Here is an 11963-nt window from a genome sequence, read left to right on the forward strand (position 1 = left end):
AATCGACTACAGGCATCGCGGGAAGAAACGCCCCGTCTGCCCGAGGAGCGTTCTGCGCATTCCGCGGGCGAGCAGACGCCATTTACATCGCCTTTGGCCTGCCGATTTGCTCACGTTGGCATGCGGTCGCGGCGATCGAAGATGTTTTCTCGGTGCCATTTGAGAAAGAACCGTTGCTTCCCTGCCGGCGGCTTGCGAAGGGGCATGGGTAGCGACAGCAAGCGGCGATGCTCTGCATCGACGTGCCGAGAGACGATCATTTCGCCCGACTCTTCGAAGGCGATGAGCCCGGCGTCGAACAGGGCGTCAAGTGTGGCGACAAGCGGCAGGCCGTTGTGTGGATGAAGGCGCTCGGTGTTGTCGCTGAGCCGCCAAGGCTTCGCGTGCGAGGCTCGCAATGCCTCTTGCACCGCGCAACCGGTAACCGCGCAGCGATTGCCCCAAAGCTCCATCATCGCGGCCTTGTAAGCCCCTTGGCCGAGACGCGCTTTGGTCAGCGCGGACTTCTCCGTTCGGCTGAGCTCAGGGTCGTTCTCGATGCGCTCGATGTCCGTCTGTTCGCTATGCGCCGAGGGCAGAGAAGCCAGATAATCGGGGACTGCCACCGTCCCCAAGACTTTCATGTGCCAAACGCCATCCTCGCCCTTGGAGATTGGCCCCAACGCCAAGAGGGACTCCCGGTCGAAGAACGCAATCGACGTGGGTTCAGTCCCGGTGGATGCCTGATCGCGATCGCAGATGACGCCGAATGCTCGCGCTCCGTGTTCGATGATTTCGAGATGACGCACGCGCTCTTTTTGTCCCAAGTCGTCCGAGCGCCTTTCGCGAAAAACCTCGATGTCGCCTTCGCGCTCGCGAATCCGGTCGCGCCACAAGCGGAGGGCGACCACGCCGGTGTCGGGGTTGTGCGCACCCCATGACCAACGAATGTTCCGAAGGGGCGCTTGCAGCGTGTTTGCGAAAAAGGAGCTAATGCTTAGGCTCATGCGCACATCCGTTACGTGAGGTGGGCCGGCGGCGCTTCTTCAACAAGTCCTCAACGTCAATAGGGCTTGGCGCTAACACGGAGATTCAAGCAGGCATAAACAAGAGAAATCGCCACCAAGGTGTAGAGAAGCGCGGCGAGAATCGTCGCGCCCCGGCTTGTTTTCTCGACTTTTGCGAAGAGGACGCTGCCGACGAGCAGCAAGCCCACTCCAATGAAAAAGTCGCTCGCAACGGCGCCAATCGCGCCATCCGCCTGGCTGTCCACGAAGCTCATATAGTCGTAGCTCAGAAGGTGGCGCAACTGATCCAAACTGCGAGTCCGCGTCAGCGTTGCGCCAATAAACGCCAGTCCCATGGCCGAAAGCGCCGCAGCGACGACCGATAACGCAACTGTGGCTCGTTTTTTCATGGGTTAGCCAACCGTGTAAAAAGCTTGAGTCTGGGCAAAAATCAGGACAGCGAGGACGGCGATCGACCAGCCCAGCGCGAAAGCAAAGCTCTTGGCGTCGCGATTCGCTCTGAGCGCGAAGAAGCCCGCAGCCACGCTGATTGCGGCGAACACCAGCACGTAGAATCGGCTCGCGAGCAGTTCATCCACCGGCGTCGCCCGGTCGAAGCGATTGGCCCAGTGATAGGTAATCGCCTTGAGCGCCAGACCGTCAGAGATGACGGCGGGTTTGAGCAGCAAGGCGACGGCAGGGGCGCCAGCGCCCAGATAGCAGAGGGCGAGGGCCACCAGCGTCGCAACAGCGAATTTCAGTCTCATAGGTTGTTGAACTCGGCAAAGTTCCAGCGCACATGTTTGTTCATCGTTCCCCAGACGTCGCTGTCCCAGTTTTGATAGTTGCCGTAGTGGCGTTGATACATCCAGTTGCCGCCACGCTGCTCGTAGCTGGCATCCTGAACCGCGGCGCCGAGATAGTTCGGGCTTTCCCGATTCCCGTCGTTTGTCGAGCGCAGCCAGGGGCCGAGCTCAAGATAGCTTGTCCATTTCCGCTTCGGTGTTTCGCCGGGACCCGGGAAATTGCCTTGCATGATATCGATCTTGCCGGGCGCGACGCCAGTGACGACTTGGATGTGGCCGCCGTTGAACTCGACAAACAGGTCCCCAGGCAACAAATCGTTGTCCGCCACAGGCGAGGAGTTTTTCAGGACGTCTGGCGCGCCGCTGGCATAGGCGACATCGAGGGCAAATCCGGCAGGGGTCGGGGGCGCGGCTTTGCTTCCCGACTTGTAGTCCTTGTCGATGTTCTTGAACGTAGCCGACGCTGTTTTTATTTTTAGCGGAAGCTTGTTGCGCGACGCGAATTCGATGAGCAGCTCGAACGCGAAGTCTTCGCAGGTGAAGCGATTGGCTTCATTGCCGCCGGTGGGCGAGCCGTCGATCGGCTCGGCGTCGAGCTTGGACATGTCGACTTTGCGGGCCTGAATTTCCTTGGCCAACGAAGGAGCTGCGGCATGATACTGAGCGATCCATTGGGCATTCCATTCATGTCGGTGAATCCAGTAGACCTTGCATTGCACGGTGATCGGATTTTGATCGTTCTTTGGGGTCATCTGGCCGGTGGCTAGTTGCATTCTTGGCCCCCCGCGATGTGAAACAGAAATTGGACTTCGTGCGCGTCGGCCGCGGAAACGAGATCAGTTGCGCCGTTGGCCGATGTTGTTCCCTTCAATGCCGTTCCGTCCGCGCTTTTGAGAAGGTAGGGCAAGCCTTCCACGGGCTCTCCATCGCTGTTGATGATTCGAAAATGCTGGTCGTAGCTGTTGGCCGCATGTTGGATGGGCTCGCCATTGCCGGCGAACCCCATGCTCGCGAGGGCGCTCCCCTCGAAGCTCTCGAACATCACCGACTGCGACGCGATCATGCTCGGCGGTGGTGAGCATTTGCATGCGCAGATGTCGTTTTCCAGCGCGCGGTCTTTCCCCATCATGGAGCCTGGCCATCGGGGGCCCCGAGCGGTGATCAGACCGGTCGATTTGCAGGCGGGGCATTGGACTTTTGCGCCAACAAAGGTCAATTCAACGCCGTTATGCGCTGTGCCAGGAATTCCCTCGATGACGGTTCCCCCGGCGGACGATTTATCGCCGATTTTTAAATAACTGCGCCGCATTTTGTGTGATTGATTGTCAGTGCAGGCGATTAATTACCATGTAGTTTTTGTGCTGGCAAGAAAATAACTGTCAAATGATGGGTCGTTTGGCGATAACCTCAATTCCGAAAAATCACGGCAGGCTCAGTTTTTCTTCAATTGATGCAAATGGCATTATTTTGAGCTGAGTCCAGACGGGGAGAACAGCGAGAGTCCTTTGAGCGTCGACGACGTTTTCTCTTATTCGATCCAATGTGCAATTCGACGTATGCATGGAAATTTATGGCATGGCCGTGCAGACCGGACTGCCGTTCGGCCCCCGTGGTTTCAGCTCAAAACAGTGGAGGCTGCTGCATTGTTTGCGACTCGGCCAATCGTTGCAATGCCCGTTCAAAAAGTTGGTCTGCGTTGGCGAATCGCAGGCGGTCGCTATCGAAGATGGCTTCCAAATCCTCTCTGGTCAGAACGAGAACGCCGGTTTCCGCCGCAGCGTTCAGGTCCGCCTTGACCTCGTCCTTGGTCATCGCCGTCACGATGATCGGCAAAACACGCAAGTGTTGAAGGCCGGACGTCGCGAGCATCTTTCGCAGCGAAGCTTCGCGGGCGCTCAGTTTCGACAACTTGCTTTCCGCTCTCAAGAGCCCAAGCGTGCATTCGACGACAATGAAGTCGCCTCGCGGGCTAGCGGCCAAAATATCGAAAGCGTCGCGCGTTTTGGCGTTCATTCCAAAACTGACAGGAGCGAACCCCAAAGTCCAAAGCACCCAGGCCAAGGCCGACTCAAAATCGTCCGCCGCTTTGCCCCTCGGCGGAAGCTCGGGGAGCAGATATCCCCGCAGCAACTTGCCTGTTTGATCAACGCTGGAAAGAACGGCAGCCCGTGCGTTTTGATACGTTTTGGGGTCGGCGAACCAGCGCAAGTTGTGAGCGTGTCCGGCATAGGACGCGATGCAATGGACGACAGCGCCGAGCGGGACTTCCAGCGACAGTTGCCCGACAATGTCGCCGGATTTTTCTTCCCACTTGAGTTTGTCGCCTTCTACAGAGCCGCGACTCACGACACCCTTGTCGATCACGCGATATCCGAGCCGAGCTTTTGATCGGTCGAGGTTTTTGGCCAGCCAAAGCCCCAAGGTCGCCTTTCCGTCTTTGACGTTCGAGAGAACCGACACCTCAGCCGCCGCGAGCGCCACGACTTCTAAAGTGGTGGATGTGTTGGGAGCGGCTCCGAGACCATACTCAAGGAAGAGCTCGTTCAACGAGTCGAAGGGAATCGCAGCAGCTTTAAGCATCCAATCGGTCTGCGGTTGTTGGGCGAGCATGTCGCGCCTGACCCCGCACATTGTCAGAACCGCCAAGCGGTTTCCTTGGTCAACTCCCTCAGAATGGAGGAGGTCCGGCAACCCGACGCTGATGTTCTGGTTGTCTTCGGGGCGCAGGAAGAGCTTGCCGAACTCGGGAATCGGAAAGCCCTCGGGGGACGCAATTTGTCTAATCGCTTCGGCGAAAGCCGTAACCCCACCGGAGAGCTCCAACTGGCCTGCCACCAGATCGCCGGCTTGAAACCAACCCTTTGGAGGGTCGCGAAAAAGCGAAGTCAAATACAGGCGCGCAGCCAAGGTCTCGAGATACGCCCCACGCCTGACGGCGATGAAAGTCAGGCGAGCGTTGGCGTAGGCCGAATCCCACGGACCTATTGCCCCAAAAAAAGCACCGATCATCTTTTGGACATGCTGACTCACAAGTCCTCCGGGAGTGTTGCAGATTGGTCGGCCACGTTGGTGTTTCTCCTGACGGGCTGCTTTGCGGGGGACTGATGGGGGACTGTTGTGAGGGAGCCACGTTTTGGCGCCTTACCTGACAAGGCTTAGAAAGTCGCACGCGGGTATTGCTGCATCATCGGGGTATGTTGTGCGACGTCATTGGCCGCTGCGGTTTGAATGCCCATCCTGAGTGTCTTCTTGCGTTAGCTGTTCAGGGCGTGAGTTTAACCCGCCGCCGCGCGGATTGAACCTCGGCCGGATGGCTAATCACAGGCGAAGTCGCTGGAGCCGCGATTGGACAGATGGGGGAGGCCGTCAAGGACATCAACGACGAAGGGGGAAACGCTACCGCCGTACCGCGCCACCTCGAGGAGTTCGTGCGACGATTCAAACCGGCGCCGGTAGCCGAAATCATTCAAGTGGGTGCTGGAAACGATCCTGACGACGTCGCGAATTTCGCTGCGGGACCTCAAATTCGCCACCTGCGGCCTATACTTTCAGGATGATTTCGTTTTGCGACAAGGAGGCGCAAATCGTGTGCTGTGCACTTCGCGCGGCATCCCGCGCGGTTATTCACGTAAAGCCCATGACTACTATCGTATGAGGAGAGGATCATGACGCGCAAATACATCGATTGCCGGGAATTTCCGAGCGAAATGAACTGCTCTATCGCGCTATCCGCGGATTCCGAAAATGAGCTGCTAGAGGCGGCCGTACAGCACGCGGTCACGGTTCACAAGCATGCTGATTCTCCAGAACTGCGTTCGCAGTTGAAGACGCTGTTTCATGACGGCACGCCGCCGGTAGAAGCACCGCGTCACGCGTAATGCTCGCGCACCCGCACGCGCGACCGGTTATCGGGCAGTCACATCACGATGCCCAACCGCTCAGGAACGAACTGGATCCGAGCGTAGCTACGCATCCCGCCGTGAACAAAAAATCCTTCGCGTAGATTGGCTGCACGGACTCATCGATGTTGACGAGTCTTGTCGGCACCCCTGGATGAAGGCAAGACCTTCAGGATTTCGGCTCCCTTACCTGTTGCCTCAAATGTCGTCCGCATTCCAGGAGGTGTCTCATGGTCAATTTGTCCAGCAATACAATCGAAGAACTGAAAGTTGCGACGAGAGGGCAAGTGCTGTTACCTGCCGATCCCGGTTTCGACGAAGCGCGCAGCATATGGAATGCAATGATCGACCGTCGTCCGGCTGTCATCGTGCGTTGCGCGGGAGTGGCCGATGTTCGCCGTGCAGTGGCCTTTGCGCGCGATAACGACTTGCCGCTGGCTGTGCGCGGCGGCGCGCATAACATCGCAGGCAGCGCGGTCTGTGACGACGGACTGATGATCGACTTGTCGCCGATGAAATCGGTACGGGTCGACCCGGCTGCGCGTCGCGCCTATGTCGAACCGGGTGCCACGCTTGCCGATTTCGACCATGAAGCGCAGGCTTTCGGGCTGGCGACACCGCTCGGGATCAATTCGACGACGGGCGTGTCGGGCCTGACGCTTGGCGGCGGCTTCGGTTGGCTCAGCCGCCAGTACGGGATGACGGTCGACAATCTCGTCTCGGCGGATGTCGTCACGGCGGACGGAGAACTGGTTCGTGCCGCTGCCGATGCGCATGAAGATCTGTTCTGGGCGATTCGCGGCGGCGGCGGCAATTTCGGCGTCGTTACGATGTTCGAATTCCAGCTGCATCCAGTCGGGCCGGAGGTGTTCGGCGGGCTCGTCGTATTGCCGTTGGAACAGGCAAAAGACGCGCTCAGGAAATATCGCGCTGCAATCGACGATATGCCGGACGAACTCTCTGTATGGGCCGTGCTGCGCCTCGCGCCGCCGCTGCCGTTTCTGCCGCAGGATGTCCACGGCAAACCGATCATCGCTTTTGCAAGCTGCTACAACGGCGCAGTTGCTGATGGGCCGGGAGCGCTCGACGCGGTGCGCCACTTCGGCACCCCGTACGGAGAACATCTCGGCCCGATGCCTTATGCGATGTGGCAACAGGCTTTCGATCCGCTGCTGACGCCCGGCGCGCGCAACTACTGGAAGTCGCACAATCTGGCCGAGTTGCCGGACGGACTGCTGGACGTGCTGATTGACGCCATTGACAAGCTGCCGTCGCCGCAATGCGAGATCTTCTTCGGTCAGATCGGGGCTCAAACAACCCGTGTTCCGGTCGAGGCCACGGCCTATCCGAACCGCGACGCGACATATGTCATGAATGTGCATGGACGCTGGAGCGACGCAAGCGACGATGACCGATGCATCGCATGGGCACGCGGCTTCTTCGAGGCGGCTGCGCCTTTCGCACTGGGCAGCGTGTATGTCAACTTCCTGACGCAGGACGAGACCGGGCGTATCGGCGCGGCCTATGGTCCGAACTACGATCGTCTCGTCGCGGTGAAGACCCGGTACGATCCGCACAACCTCTTTCGCTTCAATCAGAACATCCAACCTTCTGTGTCGTAACGGGCATCCGGTGCGCGCCAGTCGTCGGGGACCTGGGGACTCCCGCGACTGTCCGCGCACAGGCCGTGACCTTCGCGAGCCGCTATTCTCCAACCAGCGCGCGCATATCGACCTTGCGCGCGTTCGCCGTGCTACGGCGTTTCGCCAGCCACATCATGAATGTAATGAAGGTGCCGAACACGACGATGATCCACGGCACCGGCAGCTTCGCCGTGAGCAGAATCGCGTACAAACCGAGCATCAGCAGCACCGCGAGATTCTGGTTGAAATTCTGCACGGCAATCGAATGGCCCGCTGAGAGCAGCGTTGCGCCGCGATGCTGCAGCAGCGCATTCATCGGCACGATAAAGAACCCCGACAGCGCGCCGAGCAGAATCATCAGCGGATAGGCGAGCACGATATAAATCGGCGCAACAAAGGGACCGACGCGAATGCCCATGCCTGGCGGAAACAGTCCCTTGCTATAGAACGCCATGCCGATTGCGACCGCGCCGGTAATGATGCCGATCGGCAGCACCTTCAGCGAACTGCGCAGCGGCACCAGCGTCGCAGCCGCCGCCGCGCCCACCGCAATACCGAGCCCCGTAATGCCTTGCATCACAGCCGCTTTCGATAGCGACAGTCCAAGGTTCACATCCGCCCACTTCAACACCAGCAACTGCAGCGTGACCGCGCCGCCCCACATCAGCGTGGTGACCCACAGCGCGATTTGCGCGAGCTTGTCGGCCCACAGCACGTTGAAGCAATGCGTGAAATCGCCCACCAGTTTCTTCGGCTCCTTGAGGCGATTCGGATAGCGCGCGCCCGTGTCGGGAATCCCCACATTGATCGCAGCCGCGATCGCATAGGTCAGCATCACTGCCAGCATTGCCAGATCGGCCGCGGAATGAATCAGTGGCAGCCGGGCATGCGTGACGAAGTTGGAGGCGTACGTGCTGATCAGCGCGCCGCCCAGCATGGTCCCGACGATCGTCGACAGTACTGTGGCCGACTCCAGCCATGCGTTTGCCGTGATCAGCCGGTCGGGGGGCAGCAGTTCAGTCAGGATGCCGTATTTGGCAGGCGAGTAAGCCGCCGCGCCGAAACCGACCACGCCGTACGCAATCATCGGATGCACGCCGGCAATCATCATCAGGCAGCCGCTGGCCTTTAACGCGTTCGAGACGAACATCACATGACGCTTTTGCAGCGCGTCCGCGAATGCACCGACGAACGGCGCCAGCAACACGTACGAAACCGTGAAGAAGATCTGCAGCAGCGGCGTCACCCACGCGGCCGAGCGGATGACCGAGAGCAGCGCGATCGCCGCGATCAGCAGCGCGTTGTCGGCGAGCGACGACACGAACTGCGCCGCGATGATCGTATAGAAGCCTTTTTTCATTAAGCAGTTCGGGATGCTGCGCGAGGGTCGTGCGCCAAAAGCACGCCGGTACGATGAAAACGATACCGGTGCGGCCTGACGCTTTGTAGCATGAAGCGGCGTCGCATGCAGGCGCAGCGTTAGCGGATACTGGCCAGTCGGACGGCCGCGCCAAGAAAAAAAGCGGCCGAAGCCGCTTTGCACATGCTGCAGCGCGTGTTACGGCCTCAGGCCGCTGGCTGCTTCGTGCGGCTGTAGCGCGACAGGATCGGCACCATTTGCGCGTACAGCTTCGGGTTGCCCGCGACGACTTCGCCGATATGCAGGAACTCCGAATCGCCCGTGTAGTTGCCCACCAGACCGCCTGCTTCGGTGATCAGCAGGCTGCCGGCGGCCATGTCCCACGCATGCAGCCCCTGTTCGAAGAAGCCGTCGAGGCGGCCCGCGGCGACGTTCGCCAGATCGAGCGCAGCCGCGCCCGGGCGGCGCAGGCCGGCGCAGGCTTCGGTCATTTCCTTGAACAGACGCCCGTACGACTCCAGGCCGTCGGTTTCGCGGAACGGGAAGCCCGTGCCGATCAGGCCGTCGGCGAGGCGGTCGCGGCGGCCCACGCGGATGCGGCGGTCGTTGAGGAACGCGCCGCGGCCGCGCGAGGCGGTGAACAGGTCGTTGCGGTTCGGATCGTAGACGACGGCTTGAGTCACGATGCCCTTATGCGCCAGAGCGATCGACACGCAGTAGTACTGGAAGCCGTGGATGAAGTTCGTGGTGCCGTCGAGCGGGTCGATGATCCACTGGTATTCGGACTCGTTGTCCGATTTGCCGGATTCTTCGGCGAGGATGGCGTGGTCGGGGTAGGCGGTCTTCAGCGTATCGATGATCGCGGCTTCCGATGCCTTGTCGACCTCCGTGACGAAATCGTTGTGCTGTTTCTTGCTGACCTGGACCAGGTCGAGATCGAGCGACGCCCGGTTGATGATCTGCGCGGCGCGGCGCGCGGCCTTGACGGCGATGTTGAGCATGGGATGCATGAGCCTGGATCCTTGTGCCGGGGCAGCGCGGCTGCTTACCGGTAATGAGCTGTAAATGCGCTGCCACTACGCAGCTGAAACAACACGGAACAACCGTTTGACCGGCGTTCCGTCGACGGAGACGAATTGAATAAGAACGAGGCGCTCGTGCAAGGACGGCGCGAATAGCCGTGATTTTACCCGAGTCCGGGGCTCTACGGCAGCGCAGCATCCGATGCGGGTAGGTTTTGCGTGCCGGTTGGCGCTACCATAGGGGCCTTTAGCCCCCTATTTTTATCGTGGCCCAACCCCACAATCCGTCTTCGTCTTCTCTGCCGTCCTCCGGGATCTGCAGCCCGGACAGCGCTGCGCCTGTGCGCGGCGGCTTCACGTCGACCCGCTTCGTGCTCGTCGAGCCCAGTCATCCCGGCAATGTCGGCGCCGCAGCGCGTGCGCTGAAAACCATGGGCTTCTCGCGTCTCGTGCTGGTGGCCCCGCGCGTGCCGCACGTGCAGTCCGATCCCGAAGCGATCGCCATGGCGAGCGGCGCGGACGATGTGCTGGCCGGCGCGCATGTGGTGCCGACGTTGGCGGATGCGCTCAATGGCGTGCACTGGTCGGTGGCGCTGACGGCGCGCTCGCGCGAATACGGCCCGCCGCAGTTCGCGCCGCGCGCGGCTGCGGGGCAGGCGCGCGAGCATGCTGTGCACGGTGATATCGCACTGGTGTTCGGCAATGAGCGCACGGGGCTGTCGAACGAGGACGTCGAGCGTTGCAGTGTGCTCGCGCATATTCCGGCCAATCCGGCATATAGCTCGCTCAATCTGGCGCAGGCCGTGCAGGTGCTGGCGTACGAGTTGCGCACCGCGTATCTCGGCGCGGGCGGGGCTGCGGGCGCCGTTGCTGGCGGTGGCGGGAGCAGGGCTGGCGCTAATGTTGGCAACGGCGTGAACACTGACTCCGAAGGGCTAGCCCAAGGTGCCGCGGCGCACGGCTCGCTCGCGCCCAGCGACGAGATCGAAGGCATGTTTGCGCACCTCGAAAGTGCGCTGGTGGCGCTCGAGTTTCTCGATCCGGATAACCCCAAGAAACTGATGTCGCGCCTGCGGCGTCTTTTTGCCCGTTCCGGGCTCGAGCGCGAAGAGGTGAATATTGTGCGCGGCATCGCAAAGCACATCCTGCTGAAGGTGAAGCAGCCGGACGACGGCGCGTCCTGAGGACGGGGCGCGCCTGTCCCACTGCGCATCCTGAGCATGCGCGCCGACCTCTCGGCGCGCATTGACGACCTTGCCGCGAACGGGGGCATCCAGCAGGTTGACGCAATCGCCCCTACAATTCCCCAAAACGTTCTAAGCAAAGCTGCCGGTCTGCTAACGGCAGCGCTCCGTCGTGCGCCGCCAGGCGGCACCCGGCCCCACGTCCCCACGAAAGCGTCACTGCCATGTTCACGAGACTTCGCGAAGACATCGCCACGATCCGCGAGCGCGATCCCGCCGCCCGCAGCGCCTGGGAAGTGCTCACGTGCTATCCCGGTCTGCATGCGCTCGTGCTGCACCGGCTCGCGCACGCCTGCTGGCGGGCGCAACGCCGCTGGCTGGCGCGTTTCGTGTCGCAGATGGCGCGCTTTCTGACCGGTATCGAGATCCATCCGGGCGCAACCGTCGGTCGCCGGGTGTTTATCGATCATGGTATGGGCGTCGTGGTCGGCGAAACGGCGGAGATCGGCGACGACTGCACGATCTATCAGGGCGTGACGCTGGGTGGCACCTCGCTCACGCGCGGCGCCAAACGGCATCCGACGCTCGAGCGCGGTGTGATCGTCGGCGCGGGCGCCAAGATACTCGGTGGCTTCACGATTGGCACGGAGGCGAAGATCGGTTCGAATGCGGTGGTCGTCAAGCCGGTGCCGGCAGGCGGTACGGCAGTGGGCAATCCGGCACGGGTGATCATGCCCGTAGCGCCCGCACGTGAGGCTGCCGGTCCTGATCGTGATTGCGACAAGAAGGCTGCGGTGCGCAGTGCATTCTGTGCCTACGGCATTACGCCGAATGCGGACGATCCGGTTTCGCTCGCCATTCACGGTCTGATCGATCATGCGGCGACGCAGTCGCAACGCATCGACGAAATCGTCGCAGCGCTGGAGCGGCTCGGTACCCGTCTCGAAGCGCTGCAGGGCGCAGACGCGGCGTTGCTCGATCTGCGTCGCCTGTCCGCAGCGATCGCGGGGCGCGTGGATGGGGTAGCCGCTGAGAGCTAGTCTCGCGCTCAATCGGAAGACTG

At 61.0% G+C, this 11963-nt stretch carries 12 protein-coding genes; 4 read left to right on the forward strand and 8 right to left on the reverse strand.

Going from position 1 to position 11963, the window contains the following annotated elements; translation table 11 throughout:
- Nucleotides 1-110 precede the first annotated feature (110 nt).
- The 6 genes from P3T17_RS02890 to P3T17_RS02915 form a co-directional block, all read right to left on the reverse strand.
- Nucleotides 111-986, reverse strand: coding sequence for an HNH endonuclease (locus P3T17_RS02890; RefSeq protein WP_429404603.1), 876 nt, complete (start codon nucleotides 984-986; stop codon nucleotides 111-113).
- 56 nt (nucleotides 987-1042) lie between these two features.
- Nucleotides 1043-1396: a hypothetical protein gene (locus tag P3T17_RS02895; RefSeq protein ID WP_429404605.1), complete on the reverse strand. Its 354-nt coding sequence runs from the start codon at nucleotides 1394-1396 to the stop codon at nucleotides 1043-1045.
- Nucleotides 1397-1399: 3 nt separating this feature from the next.
- On the reverse strand, nucleotides 1400-1753 hold the full coding sequence (locus P3T17_RS02900; RefSeq protein WP_429404607.1) for a hypothetical protein: 354 nt from the start codon (nucleotides 1751-1753) through the stop codon (nucleotides 1400-1402).
- Complete coding sequence (locus tag P3T17_RS02905) at nucleotides 1750-2565, reverse strand: hypothetical protein (RefSeq protein WP_429404608.1); 816 nt, start codon at nucleotides 2563-2565, stop codon at nucleotides 1750-1752. Before P3T17_RS02905 ends, P3T17_RS02900 begins: the two co-directional genes overlap by 4 nt.
- Nucleotides 2556-3101: a PAAR domain-containing protein gene (locus P3T17_RS02910; protein WP_429404610.1), complete on the reverse strand. Its 546-nt coding sequence runs from the start codon at nucleotides 3099-3101 to the stop codon at nucleotides 2556-2558. The genes P3T17_RS02905 and P3T17_RS02910 overlap by 10 nt, the downstream gene beginning before the upstream one ends.
- Before the next feature lie 311 nt (nucleotides 3102-3412).
- Entirely contained in the window at nucleotides 3413-4822 is a 1410-nt protein-coding gene (locus P3T17_RS02915) for a hypothetical protein (protein ID WP_429404612.1), read from the reverse strand.
- Between the two features lie 635 nt (nucleotides 4823-5457).
- Here P3T17_RS02915 and P3T17_RS02920 point away from each other — a divergent pair.
- On the forward strand, nucleotides 5458-5670 hold the full coding sequence (locus tag P3T17_RS02920) for a DUF1059 domain-containing protein (protein ID WP_074264209.1): 213 nt from the start codon (nucleotides 5458-5460) through the stop codon (nucleotides 5668-5670).
- Between the two features lie 251 nt (nucleotides 5671-5921).
- Nucleotides 5922-7313, forward strand: coding sequence for an FAD-binding oxidoreductase (locus P3T17_RS02925; protein ID WP_429404614.1), 1392 nt, complete (start codon nucleotides 5922-5924; stop codon nucleotides 7311-7313).
- A gap of 82 nt (nucleotides 7314-7395) precedes the next feature.
- Here the strand turns inward: P3T17_RS02925 and lplT are convergent, their stop codons facing one another.
- Together lplT and P3T17_RS02935 are read right to left on the reverse strand one after the other, a co-directional pair.
- Entirely contained in the window at nucleotides 7396-8694 is a 1299-nt protein-coding gene (lplT, locus tag P3T17_RS02930; protein ID WP_429404616.1) for a lysophospholipid transporter LplT, read from the reverse strand.
- A gap of 206 nt (nucleotides 8695-8900) precedes the next feature.
- Nucleotides 8901-9704, reverse strand: coding sequence for an inositol monophosphatase family protein (locus P3T17_RS02935; protein WP_074264211.1), 804 nt, complete (start codon nucleotides 9702-9704; stop codon nucleotides 8901-8903).
- Between the two features lie 311 nt (nucleotides 9705-10015).
- Here P3T17_RS02935 and P3T17_RS02940 point away from each other — a divergent pair, with 311 nt between their 5' ends.
- Together P3T17_RS02940 and cysE are read left to right on the forward strand one after the other, a co-directional pair.
- Nucleotides 10016-10900 (forward strand): RNA methyltransferase, encoded by an 885-nt coding sequence (locus tag P3T17_RS02940; protein ID WP_429405487.1) that lies wholly within the window; start codon nucleotides 10016-10018, stop codon nucleotides 10898-10900.
- 224 nt (nucleotides 10901-11124) lie between these two features.
- Nucleotides 11125-11940: a serine O-acetyltransferase gene (gene cysE / locus P3T17_RS02945; protein ID WP_429404618.1), complete on the forward strand. Its 816-nt coding sequence runs from the start codon at nucleotides 11125-11127 to the stop codon at nucleotides 11938-11940.
- The last annotated feature ends 23 nt before the right edge of the window (nucleotides 11941-11963 follow it).

The organism is Paraburkholderia sp. GAS82, from assembly GCF_050436285.1.
GTDB lineage: Bacteria > Pseudomonadota > Gammaproteobacteria > Burkholderiales > Burkholderiaceae > Paraburkholderia > Paraburkholderia phenazinium_B.